Here is a 26654-nt window from a genome sequence, read left to right on the forward strand (position 1 = left end):
TCCCTAGCAGGCCTAAACCATTTCTCCCGTATGATCTCCTCTTCTCTCAACTTCCACAACTTATCCTATGTACGAACATCTTTTAGACAAGCCAGTATTCCTCCCTCACAAAGGCAATATTTATAAACCTGTCTACTTAAGAGACATTATCTATGCAAAAGTAGATGGCGCTTATATAGTTATAAAGTACGTCAACGGTAGTACAGTCCCGTTTGAATTAAGCATGTCGAGGCTCCAGGAACTGCTTCCCCCCGCCTTTTTCTGCCGCATCAGCAGAAATTATTTAGTCAGTATCAGGCATATTGACTTTCTTGAAAAAAACAATCACACAATTACAATAGGTAAAGAATCGCTGCCCCTGAGTGAGAACTTCAGGAAGGAGTTTTATGCACGTTACTTTCTTGCGGGTTGAAACCAGGATATTCACGAGGCGATTTCCGGCCTTTATGAGCCGTTTTAACCTGTTTGTACGGTTTGTTATTGGTGATAGTCTGAATCGTCTTTAATATTGCTTTATCAATCTGATTTATAGATCGCATCTGACTGTGGCAGATCGCTGTGGGCAGGTGCTGGAAAATGATTTTCTGAAATGATAGCAAATGACAGCTATTGTTAACGGATAATCTATTGCTTTCAAATTTCAATTTTGTTATTCACCCTTTTTAACATTCATTATTATGAACACATTAATGTATTTCGAACAAATTATCAATGTAGCGTTAGAAGAAGAATTTGAGCATAGTAAGGAGTTGCCTGTTGAATTTATTGAGGCTGTTTTGTACGGCGGATCCCGGCACAGAAGAGCGATCAAAACGAACTTTATCTTTTTCACAGAAGAGTTAAGTACGGATAGCGAAACGCTCGTAGCGGTCCGGAAACATCAGGGAAAATTAATCACATTAATGGATAAGGTATTTTCCTTTATTCCTGTCCAGCATCAGGATGATATGGCACTGCCGGAGGAAAAAGATACCGAGTATCTTCTCAAATACCTTTATTTAAGTCTCCTGTCAGGGTTACACTACATTGAGCGGAACTTCAGCCGTTATATAGATCACGACATCAGCATTCCTGTAGGAGAGCGGGTTGCCTTATCGAGACGGGCGCGTGAACAGCTCCCGTTGATTATAGATACGCCGCGTATGCGTAGCATTGGCGACATACTGAGGGATATTGTGACCAAACCTTTATTACAACTGGTATCGGATCACGAGGAACGAGAAGCTGTTACCTGGCGAAAGAAAACGTATTTAGATAAATTAATGAAACAGCTGAAATCTTTTTCCCAATCTATTGAGTTATCAGCAACAGCTGGCATGGAAGTACAATTACACGGTATATTACAGCGGATCAATTTTAATAGTGCGGCTTATATAAACTATATGATCAGTATGATGGATGATGAGATCAATGAACAGCGTTCTCATCGCGATAAATGTACGAAGATCATTATGCAGCAAAGAACGATCAATAAATATGTGACGGAGAAAAAGATCGCATACGACGTTTATCAGATGCCCTTAAAAGATGTATTACTGGAATGGCTGAGTTGCGAGTTGGATTGCTTTGAAAGTATGATACGGTTGGATGTTATGACACAATCCCATGGGCATTGTATGAACTAATCACGCATGTTGGGGTTACATTGGTAAACTAATGGGGCAATAGTCTTGTTGCCCCGGCTTATGTTTCCGCCGTTTCCTGTTTGAGTTCTAACACTCAACCAGTGTAGCGTCCTCAAATGTTTTTACGATGGTCACGCTGGCGTTAATAGCACCGAGGATATATCCTCTCTGCTTTTGCAGGAAGGTATTATTTTCAGTGGAAGTATGTTGATAGATCTTAAAAATAGAGGAAATTTCTTTTTTCAGTACTCCTTTTACGTGAGTGTTCTGACACATAAATGCACAGTAAGCAAGTGTGATGCAGGTTTTAAGGAGGATATTCCTGAATTCTTTACGGTCTTCCTCCGTAAATAAATACTGTTGTTGCAAAGACTCGCGTAAATGTACGAGGGTCTTTAGCTGATTGGCTAGTGACAAATGCATTTGTAGGGTATTTACATTGGATTATGGATCTAACTTGTCTAGTCGGCTGTGTTGCGATTAATGGTAAAACCTGATATGTGAATATACGTAGTTGGGAAGATACTGCCAAGGGGAAATGCTATAAGACGATATTTTTTTCTTTTAGCATATCAATAAATACCCCCAGACTAGGATTATGATAGGCATTTGTCATCAAAAACTTATTTTTCATATAAAGTTTACTAAGTTTCCAATAGTTAGGAGTCATATTGCTTTTGTTGTGTTTGTCAATATAGATTCCCGGTTTTTCTTTGATCTTTAAGTTCAGTTTGTGTGTACAGTTATTGGTGGCTGCTTTTATTTTATCATCAAAATAGATGGGTAGCAGCCAGCATTCGATTTCTTCAAGACAGATGGCATAAATGATTCTGTCTCTGAACAGCTCGTATTTCTGTGATCCGAAGGTAGTACTGTGATTGACAGTATTCAAGCACATTGAACCAGCCCCCTTTACTTACCATCTGATCTGTATGGTCCTTTAAAGGCTGAAGGTTGTTGATGTAAGTGGTCAGATCCGGTTCATTAAAGAACCCTACAAGAATATTCTGAATGACAATCTGGTCTGTTGGACCTTCTGCAATAATGCCGAATGTTTTCACCTAAAAATTTTTTGGTAATCCGCCTATATATCCTCTCATAAATTGTTCGGATAGCTTTACAGATTGTTCCCCGTCAAGTGGTGTCTTTTTTTCGACTCTTTTTGCGCGTGTGTGACCATTTGCATTTCTTGCGATAACAAACAATTTTTCATTTTCATCATTTAGATTTAATCCGTCCAATACTGACGGATTATGTGTTGTGATGATTATCGTTCAATGATAAATTTATTGAATAAAATCCGTTATTCCTTATTTCCACACTCCCTTCACCATCCTGTCCTTTCCAAACAGATCCTTCTTAATCTCTACTTCCAAATATCCCATACCTTCCAGCAACGCCGCTGTCTCTGTTCCAAATGCTTCATTAATCTCAAAATATAATGCACCACCGTTTTTTAATTTCTCTTTTCCCATCCATCCGATTTCCCTGTAAAACAACAAGGCGTCATCATCCGGTACAAACAGGGCCAGAGAAGGTTCATAAGATACCACCTGTTCCTGCATATCTGCGCTTTCACGCTGACAGATGTACGGAGGGTTACTTACAATGATATCGAACATCGGTAAATGTGTCCATGCTGTTTTATTCAGAATGTCTACAAGTTCAAAAGTAACGTCCAGTTGTTGCTTTACAGCGTTATCCTTTGCCGTTTGTAAAGCGCCTTTACTTACATCTACTGCCTGTACATGGGCTTGTGGGAGTTCTTTTTTGATGGCAAGCGGAATTGCGCCACTGCCGGTGCCGATATCGAGTATCTGAGGCTGGGAGAGTTGTGCAGTTCGGATATCCTGTACGATCCATTCTACCAGTTCTTCTGTTTCCGGACGGGGAATCAGCACATGCGGATTCACCAGAAGCTCCATACCATAGAACCAGCTGGAGCCGATCACATATTGTACAGGCTCATGCGCCAATAGTGCTTTCACCGCAGCTGTTAACTGTGAGGTCTGTTCGGTGGTCAGTTCCCGTTCTTTGTATACGATCCTGTCCATTTTGGACATGCCGGTTACATACTCCATGACGATATGTGCGATATTGGCTGCTTCACGCTGGCCCTGTATAGGTTCCAGTGATGTGACGATGTGTGTAAAGGCGGTCTGTATAGTCATATAAAATGGGTCTTACAGGGAAAATCCCTGCTGAAACGATATTTTTGCACACAAATGTATAATATCAGACGCGATCATGGACAGCTCTTTCGATGAATTTTACATGCAAAGATGTCTGCAGCTGGCAAAGCTGGGGGCAGGAAATGTAGCGCCTAATCCGATGGTGGGGGCTGTATTGGTGTATGAAGGCCGTATTATTGGTGAGGGTTATCACCGGCAGTATGGTTTTGCACATGCGGAAGTGAATTGTGTGCATTCCGTAAAACCGGAGGATCAACACCTGATTCCGGCAGCTACGATGTATGTGAGTCTGGAGCCCTGTGCACACTATGGAAAAACGCCTCCCTGTGCAGAACTGATCGTATCGCAGCAAATAAGCACCGTAGTGATCGGTTGTGTGGACACCTTCTCACAGGTGGCTGGTAAAGGTATCGGGATACTGAAGGCGGCAGGAATTACTGTGCGGACGGGTGTACTGGAAGCCGCCGCCCGCGAACTGAACAGTCGCTTTTTCACATTCCATGAGCAAAAACGGCCCTATATCATATTGAAATGGGCTCAAAATGCAGATGGTTTTATGGCAGGAGCGGACGGAAGACCGGTTCGTATCTCTAATCCGCTGACAGACAGACTGGTACACCGCTGGCGGAGTGAAGAAATGGGCATACTGGTGGGTACAAATACTGCTGTTGCTGACAATCCACGACTGAATAACCGTCTCTGGACAGGGAAAGATCCTGTCAGGATAGTGATAGACCGTACGCTGAAAACACCACGTGAATATCATCTCTGGCATGGTCCTGCTACATTGTTCATTACCGCTGAACAGGCAGAAAAGCAGGATACAGCAGAAATGGTAACTGCAGATTTTTCCCAGCCCTTACTACCGCAACTGATGAAGATCCTGCACGACAGACGCATTCTGAGCGTACTGGTAGAAGGAGGTGCACATGTATTGCGGGAAATGACTGAAGCCGGATTATGGGATGAAGCCCGTGTCATCATTGGGGATAATCCATTTGCCCTGGGCGTGAAAGCACCTGTATTACCACATGCGCTGTTGAAAGAAACACAAATACTGGAAAGTGACCAGATACTGTTTTACCGGAACATAAAGGAGGAAAAGACCGCATGAGATATTTACTGCGTCGCGTATACCTGTTGATCATATTTTGTTGCTGTATGCTGACGGCCAGCGCCCAGAAAGATAAATGGGTAGGTACCTGGTCAATGGATTATAAACCCTGGCCAACCACGGGTGGCATTAAAATGCAATTGCAGATTGGCAATCCTGTATATAATACTTTATATCCTGCACAGCTGAAATTAATTTATCCGCCATTTTCAGGGACCTATGAAGTCTTATTGGCAAAGAAGAATGACAAGCAACTGGGTATTGGCCGCAATAAGTATCCTGTTGCTGAAGAGCCCTTTCGGCTGGGCGCCTGGATGCTCTATCTCAATGGTACGTTAAGTTATGAGGCGAAGAGTACGCCGGAGCTGTCAATACAGCGGATGTGGATTAATTCGTACGACCTGTATATGCAGGGATTGTATGCAGATGACGAGATTTATGCATACATGAAAGACCTGTTGAGAGAACTGTTGTCCCGAAAAGAAATTGCGCTGAAGAAAATAAATAATACGCCCTGGCAACACAGGGACATTCGACGTATACTCCATCCGGAAGGCGATTCCATCTATTTCGGGATCTACGATAAAGTAGATATTTACGATAGTATCGTACCGCTTTCTATCAGGGATGAAGATGCCATCGATAAAGATACCGTTACGCTCCTGCATAACGGGAAAGTATTACTGGATAAAGCCTATATCACTGAAACTGGTAAGGTATTTCAATTGCCACTGGATACCGGTATTAATATCATTACTTTATTCGCAGATAATTATGGCCGTCTCCCGCCCAATACCGGCGCATTCCGGGTGAAAAGTTCTACCGGCGGATATATATACGATTTCACGGATCGCCCTAACCGTTACGCTACTTTCCTGGTTGCACAACTGAACCGTGTGCCACGTAAGCCTGTTATAGATAGTACAGCACAGCAGATAAATCTGAATAAACTAAGCGCTGATGGCAGACAGGGAACAACGAATACTGTCAATACGAAGGTAACAGGAAACCGGCCTTCCACCATAAACGGGAAGATGATATCCTCACAGGAGCATACTACAGCAGCTACCAGTGGACAGCAGACGTCTTCCTCTGATACAGATGATAGCCAGTCTGACGGAAGCACAGCTGTATCCACTGCTACGCAGCAGGATAATATCTCTGCACTGAATGGTAAGCATTCCGCGCATCCGGAATGGGATACGATTAAACCAGTATTGCTGAAACCTATCAATGATAAACGTATCACAGAGCGTAGGAACAGTTTGCTGGAAAAGACATTTGAAGTCAATGAATCAGAGATAATGCTGGAATTGTGGGATGATGCAGCAGAAGATGGCGACAGCATTTCTATCCGTTTAAACGGACAGGAAGTGGTGACAGGATTTCCGGTGAAAAAGAAACGACAGCAACTGAAGGTAACATTGCAGGAAGGAGAAAACCGCCTGATTATGGTGGCGGATAATCTGGGTAGCATTCCTCCCAATACGGCAGTATTACGTATAGTAGCCGGTGCTTTACGTAGATTTGTGAGCATTAAGACGAATATGAAGCAGAACAATATGCTGCTGATCGTATATGAGCCGCCGCCTGTTTCTACCGGCAAATCCGGGAAAGGGAAATCCCGAAAAAAATAACGCATGGAAGTTTACTATACAATAGAAAAGTCTGCAATGGCAGAATTCAAGGACAGGGGGAGTAAGTTCCTGGCCTATGCCTGGCCTGTGAAAACAGTCGAACAGGTGAAAGAATGCCTGCAGGACATCAAGAAAGAGCACCCGAAGGCAACGCATCACTGCTTTGCTTACCGACTGGGAACTGACGGATTGCAGTTCCGTGCCAATGATGATGGCGAGCCTTCAGGTACAGCCGGTAAACCTATCCTGGGACAGATTGACAGCAAACAGCTGACCGATGTGCTGGTCGTGGTCGTACGTTATTTCGGAGGAACACTCCTTGGTGCGCCAGGGCTTATTAATGCCTACAAAGTATCTACTTCGATGGTGCTGCAACTCATACCGGTAGTACAGAAGAATGTAGAAGCAAAATATCATCTCAGTTTTGATTATACGATCCTGAATGAAATTATGACGGTTGTGAAACAGCAGAACTGTACCGTATATTCACAGGAACTGCAACTGTTTTGTGCGATGGATATCGGTGTGCCGAAGGCTGTGCAGGAGCTGACTTTGTTAAAGCTGAATGATATAAGAGGACTGGAGATTAAAGCAATTAGGAATTAAGAATTAGGAATTAGCAATTAATTGTTAATTGTCATCAGTAAAAGCATAAGGCGTCCGCTATCAGAGGACGCCTTATGCTTTTATAGTGTACAAGCAACGATCTCCGCTGCATTCCAATTCTTAATTCTTAATTCCTAATTCCTAATTGAAAAGCGGCTGCTTACCGTCAGCTCCTTACTCCCTTTCTCATATTTATAAAAGCCCTCGCCGCTTTTCACGCCCAGGTAGCCGGCGGTTACCATATTTACCAACAAGGGACAAGGGGCATATTTCGGATTACCGAAGCCATCATGCAATACGCGCATGATAGACAGACATACGTCCAGTCCGATGAAATCAGCCAGTTGCAATGGGCCCATAGGATGCGCCATACCCAATTTCATCACCGTGTCTATTTCAGCAACACCAGCCACACCTTCATACAACGAATAGATGGATTCATTGATCATCGGCATCAGGATGCGATTGGCAATGAAGCCGGGATAGTCGTTCACAACACAAGGCACTTTGCCTAATTTTTCAGACAATGTAACGATGGTATCGGTCACTTCCCTGGTTGTTGCATAACCATTGATGATCTCCACCAGTTTCATAACCGGCACCGGATTCATGAAATGCATACCAATCACCTTTTCTGGTCTTTTGGTGACAGTTGCAATGCTGGTGATGGAAATGGAAGAAGTGTTGGTTGCCAGGATGGCCCCGGGAGCAGTGTGCTGGTCCAGTTCACGAAAGATTTTCAGCTTCAGATCAGTATTTTCTGTAGCTGCTTCTACTACCAGTTCAGCGGACTTTACACCGTTAGGAATATCAGTGAATGTAGCGATATTCTGCAGGGTTTGCTGTCTGAGCTCTTCTGTGATACTGCCTTTGCTCAGTTGCCGCTCCAGGTTTTTGTCAATAGTTTGCAGCGCTTTTTCCAGCGCGGGGGCAGAAACATCAATGAGGTTCACTTTAAAACCGTTCTGTGCAAATACGTGCGCGATACCATTTCCCATGGTACCTGCGCCGATGACAGCAATTTGTTGCATGGTGTATTGATTTAAAGAGATGGTACTCAGGCCATCCGGCTAATAACCATAATCGGTACCGCCGTAGCTGTAGTTGTTATTGTTCTGTTTTTTGAAGTCACCCCGTTTCCAGGCCTGGATAAACTGTGCCCATGCCATCGGGTTGAGGATATTCTGTGGAGGAACCTGACCGGCGTAGTACAGTGATTGCGCCTGTTTATTCAGGAACATGTTGGTCGCTTCACGTGCGTCCGGTGGTGTATAACGGGAAAGTGCGCGCATACGGGCATTCTCGGTGTTCTTACGGGCCAGTTCATATTCGTCATCCGGAATGTCGGTGCTCACAAATGCCTTATCAAACTCTTCTCTGGTAGGGTAGGGTCTGATAATGGTTACCGGCAGATACGTGGTATCATCCACCAGCAGTTGTATCATGGAATAATTATTTCCCGGCAGATTCATCGGGATCTTATAGTCTTTCTTTTTAAAACCTACGGCACTGAATGTCAGGGTATCTCCTTTAAAAGCAACAATTGAAAACACACCCTGGCTATTGGAAATGGTACCACGGCGTTGTCCTTTTACGAGTACACTTACTGCAGGTACTGCCCGGAGGCTGTCCGCGGTCATGGTAATACCGGAAATCTGGATAATGCTGTCTTTAAATTGAGATAGCTGGGCCTTCACCAGGAAAGGGAGAAACAGGAAGGACAACAGTATGTAGGTACATTTCTTATTCATGCCGCCTCTAAGATAAATTATTTGTTTTAAAACCTTGGCCATAGGATTGTGTTCCAGTCAATATAGAGGATGAATGGAAATGAGATCGACAAAAACTATGACAGCGGGGACAAATTAACTCTCAATTGGGTTAACTTTGCATCCTGGAATTAAAATTAACAACTATTTATGATCACTACGGAGCAGATATTGAAGGCTTTGAGCAATGTGGAAGAGCCTGATCTGGGGAAGGACCTGGTAACACTGAATATGGTGAAAGACATTGAGATTGATGGTAATAAGGTGAAATTTACCGTTGTCCTCACTACCCCTGCCTGCCCGCTGAAAGATCTGATCAGGAATGCTTGTGTGAATGCAATTCACCACCTCGTAAGTAAGGATGCGGAAGTTCAAGTGAATATGACAGCCAATGTAAACTCCAACAGGAAAGATGCCAGGAGTGTATTACCTAACGTGAAAAATATCATCGTAGTCGCTTCCGGTAAAGGAGGCGTAGGTAAATCTACTGTGGCAGCTAACCTGGCCCTGGCACTGTCCGAAGGCGGCGCTAAGGTTGGACTGATGGATGCAGATATTTATGGTCCGTCCGTGCCCATCATGTTCGGTATTCGTGGAGAACGCCCGATGATGGAAACTGTAGAGGGAAAAGGCATGATCGTCCCGATAGAAAAACATGGCATCAAACTGATGTCAATCGGGTCTCTGATAGATGAGAAGCAGGCAGTTGTATGGCGTGGCCCTATGGTCAGCAGCGCATTGAGACAGTTCCTCACCGATGTAAACTGGGGAGAACTGGATTACCTGGTAATTGATACCCCTCCAGGTACAGGCGACGTACACCTGACACTGGTACAGACAGTACCGGTTACCGGCGTAGTAATGGTGACCACTCCGCAGGATGTGGCCCTGGCTGACGCTAAAAAAGGTATCGCTATGTTTGGCGGCGGTCAGATCAACGTACCTATCCTCGGTCTGATTGAGAATATGGCCTATTTCACGCCAGCCGAGCTGCCTAATAATAAATATTACATATTTGGTCAGGAAGGCGGTAAACGTCTGGCAGAACAGCTGGAAATACCATTCCTGGGTCAGATACCACTGGTGCAGAGCATCCGTGAAGGCGGTGATGATGGCGTACCGGCAATGGTGGGTGGAGATAATCCAACCAAACTGTCTTTTATGGGTACTGCCAGCATCGTAGCGCGTAACATCGCTATGAGAAATGCGAATGTACCCCCTACCAAGATCGTCGAGGTCTTTGTATAATAAATAATGTTCCTGCTAATAAAAAAGCCATCCGCCGAGAGGCGTGATGGCTTTTTTCGTTTTTATAGCGCATCTGATACCACTACATGATAAATGGTTTGCCGCCTACCATCACTTCCTGCGTTTTTTCGTCGAAAGTTGCTTTCAGACCAGTACGGTAAGCCGCATTGGCCATGATCAGGGCGATAGAGTGAGAGTAAGCTGCCTCTATAGGAGCATTCGCCGGTTTGCGGTCGCGTACACACTGCATCCAGTTACGTACGTGTGCATTTGTCAGCGGATCGCCACCCATATTAGCGGAGGTAGCTATTTTGGTTTCGTTGGTCGTCAACGTCATTTCCGGCAGCAGATTGGCATGAAGGCCCATTTCCTGTGCTTCTCTTTCTGTTAAGCCACCCGCAGGAGTGATTTTGTTCTTATCGATATCAATCGTACCGCCGTTGGAATAGTACATTTCCTTTGTACCTCCGGAAGAGTTGGAGAAACGGGAACTGTAGGATACCTGGAAACCGCTGCTTGGGTCGTTCTGCGGACCATAGTCAAATACTGCTGTGATAGTATCCGCATTCACACGACCGTCTTTCCACATATAAATACCACCATTGGCTACGGCCGAACGTGGGTGTTGCAGACCGGTAAACCAGTGTACCGTATCGATCTGGTGGGTCATCCACTGCCCGAAAATACCAGATGAATAAGGCCAGAACAGACGGTATTCCAGGTATTTACGCGGATCCCAGTTGTCTTTCGGGCGACCAGCGAGGAAGCGTGTCCAGTCAGTATCTTCCTGACGGATTTCTTTCACCAGCGCTGGTCTGCGCCAGCGACCGGGCTGATTCACGTTCCAGGTCATTTCCACCATAGTGATCGGACCAAATTTGCCCTCTTTGATGAAATTATTGGCGGCATGGTAACTGTCACCACTACGGCGCTGTGTACCCACCTGGAAGATCTTCCCTGAATCTTTTACGGCTTTCAGGGCTTTGCGGGCATCGTCCATAGTTTCTGCGAATGGTTTTTCACAGTATACATCCATTTTATTGCCTACAGCCTCTATTGTATGATAGGCGTGCTGGAAGTCGGCAGTGGCTACCATCACCGCATCCAGGTCCTTCATTTTATATAATTCGTCGTTATTGACACAAGCCTTGATTTCATGACCTGCTTTCTGTTGCAGGAAAGCCTTTCCTTCTTCACGTCTGCGGTTCCAGATATCAGATACCGCGATCATGTCAAAATTCAGTTCTTTATGGTTGGAAAAGAAACAGGGCAGTAACGTTTGTCTTGCACGGTCAGAAAAGCCTACCAATCCTACATTGACCCTGTCATTGGCGCCCATAATGCGGGCGTAGCTGCTGGCAGGAAGGCCCATGGCGCTGAGTGTTATACCTGCGGAGGTAAGCAGGGAATCTTTCAGGAATTCACGACGTGATTTCATTCTATATGAGATTTAAAGTGGTTATTGTTTTTTGTAAGCGTTGCGGATCTGCTGCTGCATGTATTCCAGCGTAGGACGAGTCTGCGCAGCCATATCATCCCAGCGGCATTCCAGGGAGATCCGGCCGGTATAGCCGATATTGCCCAGTGCTGCGATATAAGGCGCTACATCATCACCTGTAGAGCCGGGAGCAGTACGTTTTTCCCTTTCGGCAATGTGGCAATGCACCAGGTTTTTACGAGCCTTCTTCAGCATTTCAGGCGATTCATGCTCTTTAAGCATATGATAGATGTCGGCAGTCAGTTTGAAATTAGGATGGCCTACTGCCATTACGACTGCATTGGCCTCTTCCAGTGTGGTAACGAAATTCGTCTCAGTGGTGTTCAGGTTCTCTATAGCGATCACCAAGCCATATTTCCCTGCCACGACTGCCATTTTGCGGCAAAGATCGACGAACTGCATTGTGGCGGAATCTTTATTATAGCCATCCGGCAGTTTGCGCGCGTTGCCGCTTCCCAGTACGATCAGTTCAATACCAGCCCGTTTGGCCCTTGCCATCACGACTTCTACATAGTCCAGTACCTTTTTCTCATCCACGTCAGCGCCGGTCAGACGGATCTCCGCCGGAAAGAAGCTATTACAGGTCTTTACCTGGCACTGCATCTTCCTCAGTTGAGCCAGTTGTACATTAAAGGTGTCATCCGAGATGGCGGGAGAAAGCAGCTTCTGTACGCCTTCCTCTATATAGGCGTAGCCGGAAGCATGTAACAAACTGTCATTTGCACGGGAAGTACAAATACCAACCTTGGGTAATCCGGTCTGTGCATTCGATTGCAAAGCGAGCAGAAATATCGCAAAAAATAGCAGCAAGGAATAGTTTTTCATAAATTCTTTTTCATGAACGGGAGGCTAAAAGTTAGGAACAATATTTTATAAATCCAAAAGGCATTGGTCAAGGGAACAATTAGGAAATTAAAAATTAAGAATTAAGAATTGAATGCAGCGAAGATTCTCCGTGGTAATTCTTAATTATTAATTTTTAATTCTTAATTGAAAACTAACCATTTATAAAAAGATACCGATTTCGTCTCCTGTACCACATTTCCAATACTTTTCCTATATTTATAACAGCCGGGAACTGTACCCTGTATTCCATATTTTACTAATATTTTCATTTCAAACGGCATTGCTTAAGTTTTACTTAACTTTGCGCCCCAAATCAATCTTTTATGAACAGACAGGAACTGGTGAATCTGATTAAAGAGAAGCAATCTTATCTCTGTGTGGGATTAGATACTGATCTTCAAAAGATCCCCCGCCATCTACATTCCCATCCAGACCCCGTATTTGCTTTCAACAAGGCTATTATTGATGCCACAAAGGATCTCTGCGTATCCTACAAGATCAATACAGCTTTCTATGAGTGTATGGGTATCCGTGGCTGGGAAAGCCTGCAACGTACGGTGGAATATATCCCTTCCGGGCTGTTTACCATTGCAGATGCAAAACGGGGAGACATTGGCAACACCTCCACGCAATACGCCAAAACATTCTTTGAGACATATAACTTTGATGCAGTGACCGTTGCACCTTATATGGGCCGTGACAGCGTACTGCCTTTCCTGGCTTTCAATGAAAAATGGACCATTATGCTGGGTCTTACTTCTAACGAAGGCAGCCAGGACTTCCAGTTACAACAATCCGGCGACGAATTCCTGTATGAAAAGGTGATGAAAGCCGGTATGAACTGGGGTACGCCTGACAACCTGATGTTTGTAGTAGGTGCAACCCAGTCCGCTCAGTTGGGCTACATCCGCAAACTGGTACCTGATCACTTCTTCCTGGTACCTGGTGTGGGTGCACAGGGCGGTAATCTGCAGGAGATCTCCGCACAGGCGATGAACAAAGATTGCGGATTACTGGTAAATGCCAGCCGATCCATCATTTATGCCGGTAACGGTGAAGATTTCGCTCAGGATGCCCGTAACGCCGCACAGCAGTTACAGCAGGAAATGGCCGGATACCTTGGTGTAAAACAGACTTTAGTTCCTTAATTCAATCCGCTACCAGCGGCTGAAATATTGCAGTCCATAGTCAGCATTCATCTCCTTTTCCGGAATGTTCGCAGACTATGGACTTTTTTTGTCAGTGAATCATTAAATTGAGACAGACTTAAAACGTGTTCCACATGCTTAAAGACCTGTTTCAATCTCCCGATTATTTCCACGTAGATGGTTTGTTGACCGAAGAACATCTCATGGTGCGCGATGCAGTGCGCCAATGGGTGAAAAAAGAAATTTCCCCGATTATAGAAGATGCTTGTCAGCAGGCAAGTTTTCCTTCCCAGATTATCAAAGGTTTAGGTGAATTAGGCTGCTTTGGTCCGACCATTCCCCAGGAGTATGGCGGGGGTGGTATGGACCATATTGCCTACGGACTGATGATGCAGGAGCTGGAAAGAGGAGATAGCGGGGTCAGGTCTACAGCCTCTGTACAGGGATCACTGGTGATGTACCCGATCTTTACCTATGGCAATGAAGCGCAGAAACGGAAGTACCTGCCTAAACTGGCCAGCGGGGAATGGATGGGCTGCTTCGGGCTCACAGAGCCTGATTTTGGCTCAGACCCCGGCAGTATGATCACCCATTTCAAAGACGCAGGGGATCATGTGATCCTGAACGGCGCTAAAATGTGGATATCCAACGCGCCTTTTGCCCAGATCGCCGTGGTATGGGCAAAAGATGAAGAAGGAAAGATCCGTGGACTGATCGTAGAACGCGGCATGGAAGGATTTAGCACACCGGAAACAAAAGGTAAATGGAGTCTGCGGGCCAGTGCTACCGGAGAACTGGTATTCGACAATGTAAAAGTACCTAAGGAAAATATACTGCCTGACGCAAAGGGATTAAAAGGCCCGCTCAGCTGCCTTTCTTCGGCCCGTTATGGTATCGCCTGGGGCGTAACAGGCGCCGCTATGGATTGTTACGATATTGCGCTGCGTTATGCGAAAGAACGCATACAGTTTGGCAAACCTATCGCCGGTTTTCAGCTCACACAGAAAAAGCTGGCCGAAATGGTGACCGAGATCACCAAGGCACAGTTAATGAACTGGCGATTGGGCGTACTGAAAAATGAGGGTAAAGCAACCGCCGCACAGATATCTATGGCAAAAAGAAATGCCTGTGAAATAGCCACCCGTATTGCCAGAGACGCACGGCAGATATTAGGGGGCATGGGCATCACCGGGGAATATCCGATCATGCGTCATATGATGAACCTGGAAAGTGTGATCACCTACGAGGGGACACATGAGATTCATCTGCTGATCACCGGACAGGATATCACCGGACTGGATGCATTCCATTGATGATCGTTTTCCGATATGAATATTTATTAATCAACAGCCAACTATAATGACCAGCAGAAAGGCTTTTGCAGGATGGAATATCCTTTTATGTATTATTTTCAGTGCGTGTATGCCGGCATCTGCACAACAACTGCGCGAATTATCCGGACCCGCACAAGGGACCTATTTTATTGTAAAATATGTCTCAGATGATACCAGCGATCTGCGTCCGCAGATAGATTCCATCTTCAATGTGATTGATAATTCCCTGTCACTCTACAAGCCAGGTTCTCTGATCAATCGCTTCAATGAACAGACATCCGTTGAGATGGATGAACACATGGCTAATGTGGTACGTCGCGCCATCGAAATCAGCAAGGCAACCAAAGGCGCATTTGACATTACGGTAAAGCCACTGGTGGATGCCTGGGGATTCGGTGTGCATAAACCCGCTGTCAGGACGGTACCTGCTGCCGATACCCTGCAACGTATACTGCGCTATGTCGGCCACAGATACCTGAAGGTGCAGGGAACGACGCTCATTAAGACAAAGAAAGAAGTACAGATCGATTGTAATGGTATTGCACAGGGATATACGACTGATGTTATTGCCCATTTTTTACAACAGAAAGGCATCGCCGATTACCTCGTGGATGTAGGCGGAGAATTAGCTGCCAGCGGAAAGAATCAGCGGGGTAAGATCTGGACAGTTGGTATAGAAACGCCCTCCGCACAAATACAGGACGCTCCTGCACAGGCCTTACTGGAATTGGATAATCGTGCCATTACCACCAGCGGTAACTACCGCCGTTTTTTTGAACAGGGAGGAACACATTTTGCCCACAGCATAGACCCGGCTACCGGAGAAGCCTTGCATAGTAACATTATTGCGGTAACAGTAATGGCGAAAAATGCCATTACCGCAGATGGATATGACAATGCGCTGATCCTGATGGGAGTGGATAAGGGCCTTGAATTTATCAGAAAACACCCTGCATACGGCTTAGAAGCGTATTTCATCTACAAAGATGAAACAGGTAAAATTACAGTTGCATTTTCCAAAGGATACAAGAACATGATCCTTTTAAAATAGAAAGGTTCCGTGTACACACGGAACCTCCCTGAAAAGTGGTTTTTTATAGTATATAGTATACTTAGTTGATGTGAAATCTCAGCCCCACATTTGCCTGTAGCACGTTATAACTTGTGATCTCCTGCTGTTTATAAGGCGAATAACTGTATTGCACACTGGCATTAAACAGCAGGGGAGAGCCTTTCCCAAATGGAATATTGATGCCTACTTCCGGAGAAACGGCAAACTGCCAGCTGTTATCTCTGTCAGTAAACTGACCATAATATTTATTGTAAAGCATATTCACGGTACCCACACCCAGACCTACATAAGGAATGATGGCTGCATCCGGCTTTGTCAGCTGATATTGCACGGTAGCCAGTATCGGCGTTACCTGTAAAGTACGTGTCTGTACGGCAGAAATATCTGTTCCTTTATCAGAATAGACAGCACGCGGTACACGTTGATAAAATTCCTGGAATCCGCTTCTGAGGCCAATAGCCAGCTGGTCATTCAGCTGATATTGTAAACCCGCCCTCCAGCCGCGGAAGCTGGTTTTATCGGTATAGTTTTTCAGGGAGCCAAAAGGCTGTGCGATCGAATAATCTACATTGATGGATAAAGGAGAACGTACCTGCGAAAAAGCGCTTTGTACGCCCAGAGAGGCAATCATCAGCAATATCCAGAGCTTTATACTTTTCATCTCAGTCTCTTTTAAAGTGAATTCATTAATTGTTGTTTGCTTTCAGGTAGGTAGACTGTGCAAAAACAGCAGATACCATACTGTCCACATTGGCAATGTTCCATACGCCGCTACCGCGCAACATCGCGTTCCATACCGCTACCAGCTGATTGTTGTGCGGGTTTTTCAGGTCCACCATATCGATCGATACGGCACGCTCTTTCTGATATACCTGGTAATAAGTCGGCCAGTAGTAACCGTAACCGGGATAGCCCCAATAGAACGGATCATAATAGCCACCGATACCTGTCCAGTATCCAGGATCGTAATAGATTGCACTGTAGGTATTGTCTATACGTGTAAGGTTAATGGCCAGATCCGGTTTGGCGGCTCTGTCTATACGCGTATATCCTCTGGCTTCCAGCGCCTGAGCCACGTCTGCGATCAGTTTCTTATCGTAATCAGTTGCAGCACGACCTTCGCCGGAATTTGTTGCTACCGCCACCGAGTCGACAATACTGAACGTTTTATAGGATGAGAAATTTACGCTGTCGTCGTAGTTGGTTACATAGATCCTGGATTCTTCTTCTGTCATATCTTTCAGCGGATCTTTACTGCAGCTGCTGAATGACAGTACGCCTAATGCGGCACACATTAATAACATGACTCTTTTCATATTCACGGGTTTTATTTTGTTGTTCTCTCAGGTAGGTAAAGGGAGGAAATGAGACCTTCTGTATAATTACAGATAACATGAAATGTGCCAATAGCTTCCTTGTTTTTGTAGTAGCACATCTGTTTAACGTATTTGAACTTCCGATGTTACATGAAGTTTATCTGAGAAATGTTAAGGTATTCCTAAAACGTGTATAACTCGTCATCAGGAGGAATCACGTAGAAATGAAGTGAAGGAGGGAAATGTAGTTGATAGTATTAAATTTCTCCAGTTATAATAGCTTATCGAAGCCTACAGCACATTGAATTTTTTAAGATATATGGGTTACTGATAACGCCTGTCTGAGAACGGCGCAAAATTTCACGTGTTACTCAATATGAGTCCGGTAAGACGGATGGTATCACAAAAAGAAAGCGGCGATTCAGTATACCTGAATCGCCGCTTTCTGATCTATAAAAAATTTATGAATGTACCGCAGAAAGATAAACCGCCTTTTCAGCCAGCTCACTTTTAAGCTGCATGGCAGAGGTAAAATGAATACCGTCAATACCACAAGCGGCTGCTCCACGGATATTGCGCTCGTTATCGTCAATGAACAGGGTAGAAGAAGGATCCAGGTCATAACGGTCCAGCAGCAGGTTATAGAATGCTGCATCCGGCTTACGGATCTTTTCTCTTCCTGACACAACAATACCGTCAAACCACTGAAGGAACGGATAAGTGACCAAAGCCAGGGGAAAAGTTTCATTAGACCAGTTCGTCAGGGCGTACAGCTTAAACTGATTGCATTCTTTGAGCTCTCTGAGCACCTCTACGGTCTCTTCAATCTGACCACCAAGCATTTCCTTCCAACGACCATAAAACGCCCTTATTTCAGCCTCAAATTGCGGATGTTGGGTAATCAGCTGTTCTGTGGCATCCTGCAGACTTCTGCCGGCGTCCTGCTCTTCATTCCAGGCAGATGTACAGATATTAGCAAGGAAAAAGTCGGTTTCTGCTGCTGTCGCAAATATCTTATTGTACAGATAACGCGGGTTCCAATCTATCAGCACGGCGCCAAGATCAAAGACCAGGTTGGAATAATTTTTAGTAGCAGCAGTATTCATGTGGATAAAGGTAATATATTTTATAAATTAGGGAAAAATATAAATTGTTGCAGTGATGCAGAAATCAGTCTTATTTGTTTTCACGCATATCTCGGAGTAATCTGATGGTAAGCAATGAGATGAGTATGATGATACCTATTATGCCGGCCCAGATCCATCCTTTGGTTTTAAATATTGTAGGTTCTTCTTTCGTAACAGTTGTTGGCTTTGGTGCTATAACGCCGGAAGCTGCTATGATATTGTCCGCCTTCAGTTCAGGAATACGGTTGGGCAGTTTTCCCGCAAAATAGGGCAGGTCGTATACAGGAGCGCTAAGCGCCGGACTGCCGGTTTTTATAACATAACTCTTTCCTTTTTCCAGCCAGGTGGTCAGGCGATATGCGGCCTGCCAGGCATACACCGCTTTTATTTTGAGTGCCTGGTTGTCTTCATTTTCTATCACGATGTAACATTCCGTTGTTTTTAGCGGTGTGCGTAGTTTGACCGTATTGGCCTGTCCTGTAGCCAGGGCAAAGCGCTCACCGGATGCAATACCCGAACGCCAGTCGTCTGTGATATAGGCAATACGGTAATAGTAACCAGGCGTATTGACCTGGAACTGCAATTGTCTGATCAGGAAAGCGGCTGCAAATTGCAGCTGCAACACCGTTTGCGTAGCCGGCGCTTCCTTTACCGGTGTAACAACGGGAGCTGGTAAGGCAACGAGCTGATTGCTGTCGCAGGCCAGGATATAGGAAACGACTTTCTGCTGGTCATAGATCCGGATATCTCTCAGATCGGCCCCATTGCTTTTAGCGACCAATGCAGGTGTCACTGGGATATTATAAAATCCTGAATCCGGGGTGACCGGCAGGTTGGCCTGCCACGCAAATCGTTGTGCCGTGGCTGATAAACCTGTTATCGTCAGTAAGAAGGTGAATAACTGTATGAACTTAGCTGGCTGTCTTGTCTTCATCGGTCAGTAGTATTTTTTTCAGGCGCTGATACATGAATGAAATGACCAGCAGCAGTATACCCAGGGAAATAAATGCGGCGATCTTGCCTCCTTCTGAAAGATTACGCAGATCGAATACAAAAAGCTTCAGTAGTGTAAGCGCAAACAGGGTGATGGAAATAATACGCACCTGTTTTGATTGCCACCTGAATCCCAGGTAGATCAGGATAAATGCAAAGGCGCCCCATAAGATCGTATATCCTATGCGCTGACTGGTATTCTCCAGCTCTGCATGTTGTATACCTGTCAGTGCAACAATATGATCCAGCGAAGCGCTCAGCACATACAGCAGTACAAAGGTGGCTACCCACTGGAAGATATGTATAGCGTCTTTTTTGTCAGCTGCTTTTACCGTCAGATATGCCTGATACAGCATTGTCAGCAACCCTGCAATCAGCAGATAAGACAGCAGAAAATGCACCAATGGTTTATGTGATTCCAGGTAAGCAGTACGCACATCAATAATCACCCAGTTGTAATAGACAATAAATACGATGAGTGCAATAGCTGACAGTATGATACTTGACAGTTGCAGAAAAGCATGTTCTTTTCTGCTCCGGTACAACACAAACGCCAGGAATATATAGTTATAGATACCTGAGCAAATAGGATTGATCGCCGGCCAGTGTACATCCGTCTGATAGTAAAGCTCAAGGATACCGGTGGTATAAATCAGCACCACTGCCAGCAGACCGAAAGCATATCTTACCGCAGATACAGGTGTTTCCGGCAGGAAATTTTCCGCTGTTTCTTTCTTCAGCAGCTGTCTGATCATAAACACAGCCGCTATACATACAGCGCCTGTAATAAAGCCCTGGTTCAGTATTGGCCACATATTGCGGGACTGTGCATAGCGCAGGTCGCCATACACCTGTTCCCAGTCCATCAGCAGACTGACTGTCATCAACACAAAAACAATGCAGGCAGCATACTTCATCAACGGCAAACGGGAGCGCTGGAACAACCACAACAGCAATACAGCCTCCGCTGCCCAGAATAAAGTGATATGATTACCATTCAGCTGCACAGGCGCAGCAAGGCTCAGAAAGCTTAAAGTAAGACCAATCAGCAGATAGATCAGGTTCTTGTCAGCATGTTGATTACGATACAGCGAATAAGCAAAAATGAAGTTGAAGATGGCGATACAGGCGGTGAATAGCCCCTGTAATATTTCATGGTGCATGTGGTGCAGTATCAGCATACCTGCGGCATAATACAGGAACGTATTACTCAGCAATATAATGATCTCCGTGGCTTTGAACTGTATACGCTGCTTCAGATTGTTCACCACATTCATCAGGAAGAATATGATATAGAATAATGTTGCAAATACAAGCGCTGTTATAAATGGTGGTGTTGCCTGTTTTACGGCGCCAACCAATAACCAGCTACCAAACAGGATAATGGTGGCCGCATAGCTGATAATGTTAACAATGTTCCATTTCTTATAGTATGCCAGTATCAGCATACCAACATTCAGGATCAGTATATAGGTAAATAAAACAGCGGCATTACCCGCGCCGGTACTGATCAGCAGGGGAGAAGAGAAACCGCCTAATATGGCAAACACGGCCAGTTCCTTTCTGTCATAACTCAGTGAAAGTACCACCGTAAATGCCGTGATCAGTATCATCATGATAAAGGCCAGTGTCTGACTGATCAGATGATATTGCTGGAAAGCAATGGTAATACTGAAGTAAAGCACTGCTACACCACCGCCTACCAGCACAGAGCTGAAAGCATTGAATGTTTTGCGTAAACGGTGTGCCACGCCGATCAGGATACCACCGCAGAGAATACCGATAAAGGTACGTCCGGTTTCATTGATCCAATTGTTGTCAATAGCGTATTTCAGGAAGAAGCCGATACCGATAACAAGAATGGCAATACCAATTTTGTTGAACAGGTTTTCCCCGATAAATTTCTCCAGGTCCGGGTTTTTCTCCCAGAAGGATGGCTTAGGTTCCGCCGGCGCCGCAGGTGTAAAGGCTGCTGCCTGCTCAGATACACCGGAAATATCCGCGGTACCTGTTTGCTCATTACCGGAGAGGGCACCTTCATAAGCTGTAAATGCTGCCTCCAGTGCAGGTGTAGCTGCTGGTTCCGGTTCCGGTGTAGCCGGTATATCGATAACAGGTGTTGTTGTTACTGGTGGCGGTGGTGGAAGTGGTACATCCTCAACGATAGGTGGTGGTATGTATGGTTTAGGTTCCGGTCTGACAGCTGCCTGTCTGTCCCAATCCCTGCGTGGTGCATATTCTTCGTGAGGGGAAGAAGGACCTGTTTCCTGCTGTTGACGCAGTAGTCGCTCCAGCTTATATTCCAGTTCCACGAGTTTACTTTTGAGTGAGTTCCCCGTGTTAATTACAATGATCAGGATTACAATTAGAAGGATGAACGTAATTACAGCCATAAGCTATAGGTATTTAATGGGAGTATTGCATGAATATAGTCGATTATTGATAAAAAGCCCCGCATTCACAGGAACACGAGGCTATATCAACATTGCAACTGAGTAAACGAATTTGTTGATGGATTTCTGGCGCGATGTTTACGAGATATTTATTCTGTAGGTTGTTTGCCTTGTGTTGACCGGTTTCTATGGCAAAAAGGGGAAAACGACCTCTCATACTTGAATAAATATCGGTAGAGATGCGACCTTACTCTCTAGTACTCAACAAATATATTCTATTTTTTAATATAAAGTAGTCTTTTATTTTTTGTATGGAAATCTCCATTATAAAACCACCCGCTGTAGTCATACAGCGGGTGGTCCAGGGCTTGTGGGCGGATAGAAAAACTTATTTAAAGTCGGTGGACAAGGTCACTTCGCGGTTAGCCGCAATACCTTGTTGCAACATATCTATCTTATAATTTGCAAACAGCAGGGCATCCGAACCCAACAGCAAACGTAATGGTGCTTCTGCAGCTGTTGAGGTAGCAATTATTACTGCCGCCAGTTTAGCCGGATCGCCTAACTGTGTGCCAGGCACCTCTTCTTTGTGTTTGCGTTTTTCTTCCTGAATAGTGCTATATGCTGCGATCGGATGTTCCGGAACAATAATGGAACCGCTGCTCAGGAAGTTTGTACGTACATATCCTGGTTCGATGATCGTTACCTGGATGCCGAATGGCTGTACTTCCTGTGCCAATGCTTCAGATATACCTTCCACAGCGAATTTACTGCCACAGTAGAGTCCCCAGCCACCACCTGCAATCAGGCCAAATACACTGGAGATATTGAAGATACGACCGCTGCCAGCTGCACGCATATGTGGTAATACGGCACGGGTTACGTTCAGCAAACCAAATACATTGATATCAAAAATAGCCTGGGCTTCCTTCGCAGATGTTTCTTCGATACCGCCAATCAGACCATAACCGGCATTGTTTACCAGTACATCAATGGATGTAAACTGTTTAATCGTGGCGTCTACCGCTTTGGCGATGCTTGTTTCATCATTCAGATCAACCTGTAAAGGGAGGAACTGTGCGGAGGTATTGCCTACCGCTTTTTTCAATGTATTGAGGTTACGGCCGGTTGCCGCTACATTATATCCTGCTGCAAGTAACTGATTCACCAGTTCAAGACCAATACCCTGCGAACAGCCTGTTACAAACCATGTTTTTCTTTGTGTGTCCATAATTCTGATGTTTTAATTTTATGACACAAAGGAACAAACATTGCACTGTCGGGGACTTGATCAAACCGTAACAATACTTGTGAGTTTCAAATATTGACCTGCAGCAAGGCATTTTTCCGGAACCTGGAAGGGGTGATATGTTCTTTTTTATTGAAGAAGGACGTAAAGGCCGCATGTTCGGAGAAACCCAGGGTGTAACTGATGGCATTAATGTCCCAGTCAGTTTGCAGCAATAACACCTTGGCCTCATATAGTAACCTGTCCTGTATATGTTCCCGCAGGGTCTTGCCGGTCTGGTTTCTCACCAGCGTATTCAGGTAGTTGGGATGTACATTCAACTGATCGGCAAACTCGCCCGCTGTTTTCATCTTCACCACATCGTCCATCGTTTTTACCTGGAAATTGGTTTCCAATAGTGACAGGAATCCATGTATATAACGGTAATTATCAGGAACAGCCGTATTGACCAGGTTTCTGCCTGCCCGCTGACTTTCCAGCAAGATCATTTGCAGATGCAGGAGGATGGCTTGCTTTTTATCTTCGTTCTGTCCGCGGTCTTCTTCCCATATCTGTTCAAATGACCTGTTGATATTAGCAGATTGTGCTTCGGTAAGTTGAACAACGGCATTAGCTGGCTGGAAGAAAGGATAGTTCCGGAACAGCTGCACCAAATGCGTTTCCTGTGTAAAATAGGCAGGATGGATCAGGCAGAAGTGTCCGCCTGTCTCGGCGGAGGTCGTCTGCCAGGACATGATTTCATCAGGATGTAAAAAGGCGATCTCGCCTGCATTCATTAGGTACTGATGGAGTCCGACGGTAAGGACGCCCGTTCCTGCCGTCATATGGAAGATCTTGTAAAACTGCCGGCGGTTAGGAGAGATGTAGTCCTTTACAGGATAACGTTCTCTGTTTTCGACACTGAAATATTTTGCATCAAGCGGGTATAATTCCACATTTAAAAAGGGAACTTTGAAATTTTCGTTGGCAAAACTTTCCAGCCCGAGGCGTGGCACATCTTTTTCCATACTGAAAATTACGATTTTTATTGTTAATGCTGAATTGAGCTACGATATGCGTTTCCCGTTATTAATAATGTTATTTTTGTTATACGACGATATCGTGTTCATTCATCTAACATGGGATTATGAAGAAACTATTCTTTGTCTTTATACTGTGCCTTGCCGTATTACAGTTATCCGCACAAACGAAGCTAACCGTTGCTGTTGCTGCGAATATGCAATACACGATCAAGGCCCTGATCGCAGCATATAACATGACGGACAAAACAAAGATAGATGTGGTGATAGGCGCCTCCGGTGGTCTTACACAGCAGATCATGCATGGTGCGCCTTTTGATATTTTTGTTTCTGCGGATAAAGAGTTTCCGCAGAAACTGGCTGAAAACAACTTCACCCTGCTGACGCCCAAAGTATATGCACAGGGGCTGCTGGTATTATGGAGCGCGAAGCCGGGTATTCGTCCGGATGCCAATATGAAGGTATTACTGGGTACAAACATCAAAAGCATCGCAATCGCCAACCCTAAGACGGCTCCTTATGGCAGTGCCGCAGAAGCGATCCTGAAAAAATATGCGCTGTATGATAAGGTAGCCACCCGACTGATAAGAGGAGAAAGCATCACCCAGACAAGCCAGTTTATTGCTACGCAGAATGCGGATATTGGTTTTACTGCAAAGTCGATCGTTATTTCTGATGAAATGAAAGGCAAGGGTACCTGGGTGGAACTAAACACCAAAGACTACCCGGCCATCGAACAATCAGCCGCCTTGCTGAAACATGCACAGGAGAATAATAAAGCTGCAGCAGAGAAGTTCTACAACTTCCTGTATTCGGCAAAAGCAAAAGCCATTTATCATCAGTTTGGATATATCGTGAAATGATAGCGCTGGATCCTATATGGCTTACTTTGAAACTGGCACTAAACACGACATTGATATTGTTCATCGTGGCGGTGCCTTTAGCATATTTGTTATCTGTTAAGAAAACAGTCTTCAGTCTTCTCATTGAAGCGATTGTCAGTATGCCGCTGGTATTGCCGCCAACAGTGATCGGGTTTTATCTTTTGCTGGCGTTTAGTCCGGCGAACTTTTTTGGTCACTGGCTGGAAGAGACATTTGATATACGCGTTGTGTTTTCTTACGGCGGCTTATTGATTGCCTCGGTTATCTATAGTCTGCCGTTTATGGTACACCCTGTTCAGTCAGGTTTTTCCTCCTTACCGCCAAGTCTGCGGGAGGCCAGTTATTCCCTGGGTAAATCGAAATGGGAGACTTTTCTAAGAGTGCTGTTGCCCAATATCAAACCATCGCTGCTCACAGGTATTGTACTCACATTTGCACATACGGTAGGTGAGTTTGGTGTTGTGTTGATGATCGGAGGGAATATACCCGGTAAAACCCGTACAGGTTCTATTGCTATCTATGACGAGGTGGAGGCATTTAATTATCATAATGCGAATGTCTATGCCGGCATCCTGCTGGCCCTGTCTTTTTCTATCCTGTTAGTGCTCTATGCATTTAACCGGAAGGCAGGACAGTCGAAATTTTACTAATCTGCAAATAGCTATCAGCTTATGATTGATTTCGCTTTACAGAAGACTTTACATACCGTAGAAGGGGAGATGCCGTTCAATGTCAGTGCGCGCATTGAAAGAGGGCAATTTGTAGGCTTGTATGGGGTATCAGGTGCAGGAAAGACTTCCGTATTGCGTATGCTGGCGGGGTTTATGAAACCGGATGATGGCCACATAAAGGTGGGGAGTGAATTTTGGTTTTATGGTGAAGAAGCGTTTCATATGCCCACACAACACCGGAGTATCGGGTTTGTATTCCAGGATTATGCGCTGTTTCCCAATATGAATGTGGAAGAGAATATCACTTTTGCTTTACGCAAAAACGAGTCTCGCACGATCGTGGATGAATTGCTGGAATTGACAGGTTTGAAGAACCTTGCCAAGAGAAAGATACAGACACTTTCCGGCGGACAACAACAGCGGGTAGCATTAGCCAGAGCGATTGCCAAAAGACCAGCTTTATTGCTGTTGGATGAACCTCTATCTGCATTGGACAGTGGTATGCGTGCACAGTTGCAGGAGACTTTACTGGATGTGCATAAACGCTATGGACTAACGACTATCCTGGTGAGTCATAATGCGGAGGAAATGGTGAAGTTAGCTGATACGGTGATTCACCTGGAGAATGGTAAGTTTCAGCGCCAGGTATCTCCTTCGGCATTCTTCCTGAACGGGGAAGATAGCTCCGGGCTGAAGGGAAAGGTAGTAGCCATAGCACCCGATGGAGAGGTTACCGTACAGGTGGAAAGCGGTGTATTGCGACTAAAATCCCCCAGACAGGACTTACATGTAAACGATCAGGTGGATATCTCCTGTAATGTAGATATGTATCATTTGAAGAAATGATAATAAGGAACATGATAGCCTGTCAACGTTAATTAAATGTTGCGGTATTGCATAGGAAGAGGAATGC

Annotated in this window: 27 protein-coding genes; 12 read left to right on the forward strand and 15 right to left on the reverse strand. The window is 45.0% G+C overall.

Translation table 11 applies throughout. From position 1 onward, the window contains the following. Nucleotides 1–67: 67 nt before the first annotated feature. Complete coding sequence (locus CPIN_RS39590; protein ID WP_012789883.1) at nucleotides 68–412, forward strand: LytR/AlgR family response regulator transcription factor; 345 nt, start codon at nucleotides 68–70, stop codon at nucleotides 410–412. Between the two features lie 265 nt (nucleotides 413–677). After that, nucleotides 678–1625: a hypothetical protein gene (locus tag CPIN_RS11105; RefSeq protein WP_012789884.1), complete on the forward strand. Its 948-nt coding sequence runs from the start codon at nucleotides 678–680 to the stop codon at nucleotides 1623–1625. Nucleotides 1626–1712: 87 nt separating this feature from the next. On the opposite strand, the gene CPIN_RS11110 is transcribed toward CPIN_RS11105, so the two are convergent. The 4 genes from CPIN_RS11110 to prmC all read right to left on the reverse strand — a co-directional run bounded on the left by CPIN_RS11110 (nucleotide 1713) and on the right by prmC (nucleotide 3796). Beyond that, nucleotides 1713–2048, reverse strand: a complete 336-nt coding sequence (locus CPIN_RS11110; protein WP_012789885.1) for a hypothetical protein — start codon at nucleotides 2046–2048, stop codon at nucleotides 1713–1715. A 118-nt stretch (nucleotides 2049–2166) separates the two neighbouring features. Next, entirely contained in the window at nucleotides 2167–2523 is a 357-nt protein-coding gene (locus CPIN_RS11115; RefSeq protein ID WP_012789886.1) for a hypothetical protein, read from the reverse strand. A gap of 163 nt (nucleotides 2524–2686) precedes the next feature. Beyond that, complete coding sequence (locus CPIN_RS38935) at nucleotides 2687–2866, reverse strand: hypothetical protein (RefSeq protein ID WP_044218377.1); 180 nt, start codon at nucleotides 2864–2866, stop codon at nucleotides 2687–2689. A gap of 69 nt (nucleotides 2867–2935) precedes the next feature. Continuing rightward, nucleotides 2936–3796 (reverse strand): peptide chain release factor N(5)-glutamine methyltransferase, encoded by an 861-nt coding sequence (prmC, locus tag CPIN_RS11125; RefSeq protein WP_012789887.1) that lies wholly within the window; start codon nucleotides 3794–3796, stop codon nucleotides 2936–2938. A 76-nt stretch (nucleotides 3797–3872) separates the two neighbouring features. On the opposite strand from prmC, the gene ribD reads away from it, so the two are divergent. Genes ribD through CPIN_RS11140 form a run of 3 tightly spaced genes read left to right on the forward strand, consistent with a single transcriptional unit; the run spans nucleotide 3873 to nucleotide 7174 of the window. Further along, nucleotides 3873–4931, forward strand: a complete 1059-nt coding sequence (gene ribD / locus CPIN_RS11130) for a bifunctional diaminohydroxyphosphoribosylaminopyrimidine deaminase/5-amino-6-(5-phosphoribosylamino)uracil reductase RibD (RefSeq protein ID WP_012789888.1) — start codon at nucleotides 3873–3875, stop codon at nucleotides 4929–4931. Next, the gene (locus tag CPIN_RS11135; protein ID WP_012789889.1) at nucleotides 4928–6568 is read left to right on the forward strand and encodes a hypothetical protein; all 1641 of its coding nucleotides are present in this window, start codon (nucleotides 4928–4930) and stop codon (nucleotides 6566–6568) included. Before ribD ends, CPIN_RS11135 begins: the two co-directional genes overlap by 4 nt. A gap of 3 nt (nucleotides 6569–6571) precedes the next feature. Beyond that, the gene (locus CPIN_RS11140) at nucleotides 6572–7174 is read left to right on the forward strand and encodes an IMPACT family protein (RefSeq protein ID WP_012789890.1); all 603 of its coding nucleotides are present in this window, start codon (nucleotides 6572–6574) and stop codon (nucleotides 7172–7174) included. Between the two features lie 134 nt (nucleotides 7175–7308). On the opposite strand, the gene CPIN_RS11145 is transcribed toward CPIN_RS11140, so the two are convergent. Next, entirely contained in the window at nucleotides 7309–8205 is an 897-nt protein-coding gene (locus tag CPIN_RS11145; protein ID WP_012789891.1) for a 3-hydroxyacyl-CoA dehydrogenase family protein, read from the reverse strand. A 39-nt stretch (nucleotides 8206–8244) separates the two neighbouring features. Further along, nucleotides 8245–8925, reverse strand: a complete 681-nt coding sequence (locus tag CPIN_RS11150; protein WP_044218384.1) for a carboxypeptidase-like regulatory domain-containing protein — start codon at nucleotides 8923–8925, stop codon at nucleotides 8245–8247. Between the two features lie 168 nt (nucleotides 8926–9093). Here CPIN_RS11150 and CPIN_RS11155 point away from each other — a divergent pair, with 168 nt between their 5' ends. Next, the gene (locus tag CPIN_RS11155; RefSeq protein WP_012789893.1) at nucleotides 9094–10191 is read left to right on the forward strand and encodes an Mrp/NBP35 family ATP-binding protein; all 1098 of its coding nucleotides are present in this window, start codon (nucleotides 9094–9096) and stop codon (nucleotides 10189–10191) included. A gap of 82 nt (nucleotides 10192–10273) precedes the next feature. On the opposite strand, the gene CPIN_RS11160 is transcribed toward CPIN_RS11155, so the two are convergent. Both CPIN_RS11160 and CPIN_RS11165 read right to left on the reverse strand, forming a co-directional pair. Beyond that, on the reverse strand, nucleotides 10274–11629 hold the full coding sequence (locus tag CPIN_RS11160; RefSeq protein WP_012789894.1) for a Gfo/Idh/MocA family protein: 1356 nt from the start codon (nucleotides 11627–11629) through the stop codon (nucleotides 10274–10276). Nucleotides 11630–11650: 21 nt separating this feature from the next. Continuing rightward, nucleotides 11651–12514, reverse strand: coding sequence for a sugar phosphate isomerase/epimerase family protein (locus CPIN_RS11165; RefSeq protein ID WP_012789895.1), 864 nt, complete (start codon nucleotides 12512–12514; stop codon nucleotides 11651–11653). A 344-nt stretch (nucleotides 12515–12858) separates the two neighbouring features. On the opposite strand from CPIN_RS11165, the gene pyrF reads away from it, so the two are divergent. From pyrF to CPIN_RS11180, 3 genes are all read left to right on the forward strand, one after another. Beyond that, nucleotides 12859–13683, forward strand: coding sequence for an orotidine-5'-phosphate decarboxylase (gene pyrF / locus CPIN_RS11170; RefSeq protein WP_012789897.1), 825 nt, complete (start codon nucleotides 12859–12861; stop codon nucleotides 13681–13683). Between the two features lie 134 nt (nucleotides 13684–13817). Continuing rightward, on the forward strand, nucleotides 13818–14996 hold the full coding sequence (locus tag CPIN_RS11175; RefSeq protein WP_012789898.1) for an acyl-CoA dehydrogenase family protein: 1179 nt from the start codon (nucleotides 13818–13820) through the stop codon (nucleotides 14994–14996). Nucleotides 14997–15042: 46 nt separating this feature from the next. Next, a complete protein-coding gene (locus CPIN_RS11180) occupies nucleotides 15043–16068 on the forward strand; it encodes an FAD:protein FMN transferase (RefSeq protein ID WP_012789899.1) in 1026 nt (341 codons plus the stop codon). Nucleotides 16069–16129: 61 nt separating this feature from the next. Here CPIN_RS11180 and CPIN_RS11185 read toward each other — a convergent pair whose 3' ends face one another. The 7 genes from CPIN_RS11185 to CPIN_RS11215 form a co-directional block, all read right to left on the reverse strand. Next, a complete protein-coding gene (locus CPIN_RS11185) occupies nucleotides 16130–16750 on the reverse strand; it encodes an outer membrane beta-barrel protein (protein WP_012789900.1) in 621 nt (206 codons plus the stop codon). A 25-nt stretch (nucleotides 16751–16775) separates the two neighbouring features. Next, a complete protein-coding gene (locus CPIN_RS11190; RefSeq protein ID WP_012789901.1) occupies nucleotides 16776–17405 on the reverse strand; it encodes a DUF4136 domain-containing protein in 630 nt (209 codons plus the stop codon). Nucleotides 17406–17866: 461 nt separating this feature from the next. Beyond that, the gene (locus CPIN_RS11195) at nucleotides 17867–18511 is read right to left on the reverse strand and encodes an HAD family hydrolase (protein ID WP_012789903.1); all 645 of its coding nucleotides are present in this window, start codon (nucleotides 18509–18511) and stop codon (nucleotides 17867–17869) included. 70 nt (nucleotides 18512–18581) lie between these two features. Continuing rightward, nucleotides 18582–19466 (reverse strand): hypothetical protein, encoded by an 885-nt coding sequence (locus CPIN_RS11200; protein ID WP_012789904.1) that lies wholly within the window; start codon nucleotides 19464–19466, stop codon nucleotides 18582–18584. Continuing rightward, nucleotides 19444–21918: a DUF2339 domain-containing protein gene (locus CPIN_RS11205; RefSeq protein WP_012789905.1), complete on the reverse strand. Its 2475-nt coding sequence runs from the start codon at nucleotides 21916–21918 to the stop codon at nucleotides 19444–19446. The genes CPIN_RS11200 and CPIN_RS11205 overlap by 23 nt, the downstream gene beginning before the upstream one ends. A gap of 388 nt (nucleotides 21919–22306) precedes the next feature. Then, the gene (locus CPIN_RS11210) at nucleotides 22307–23149 is read right to left on the reverse strand and encodes an oxidoreductase (RefSeq protein WP_012789906.1); all 843 of its coding nucleotides are present in this window, start codon (nucleotides 23147–23149) and stop codon (nucleotides 22307–22309) included. An 86-nt stretch (nucleotides 23150–23235) separates the two neighbouring features. Continuing rightward, on the reverse strand, nucleotides 23236–24174 hold the full coding sequence (locus CPIN_RS11215; protein WP_012789907.1) for a helix-turn-helix domain-containing protein: 939 nt from the start codon (nucleotides 24172–24174) through the stop codon (nucleotides 23236–23238). Between the two features lie 119 nt (nucleotides 24175–24293). Between CPIN_RS11215 and modA the strand changes: the two genes are divergently transcribed. Genes modA through CPIN_RS11230 form a run of 3 tightly spaced genes read left to right on the forward strand, consistent with a single transcriptional unit; the run spans nucleotide 24294 to nucleotide 26587 of the window. Next, on the forward strand, nucleotides 24294–25049 hold the full coding sequence (gene modA / locus CPIN_RS11220; protein ID WP_012789908.1) for a molybdate ABC transporter substrate-binding protein: 756 nt from the start codon (nucleotides 24294–24296) through the stop codon (nucleotides 25047–25049). 26 nt (nucleotides 25050–25075) lie between these two features. Continuing rightward, nucleotides 25076–25720 (forward strand): molybdate ABC transporter permease subunit, encoded by a 645-nt coding sequence (gene modB, locus CPIN_RS11225; protein ID WP_245552102.1) that lies wholly within the window; start codon nucleotides 25076–25078, stop codon nucleotides 25718–25720. A 21-nt stretch (nucleotides 25721–25741) separates the two neighbouring features. Further along, a complete protein-coding gene (locus CPIN_RS11230; protein ID WP_012789910.1) occupies nucleotides 25742–26587 on the forward strand; it encodes an ABC transporter ATP-binding protein in 846 nt (281 codons plus the stop codon). The last annotated feature ends 67 nt before the right edge of the window (nucleotides 26588–26654 follow it).

This window comes from Chitinophaga pinensis DSM 2588, from assembly GCF_000024005.1.
GTDB lineage: Bacteria > Bacteroidota > Bacteroidia > Chitinophagales > Chitinophagaceae > Chitinophaga > Chitinophaga pinensis.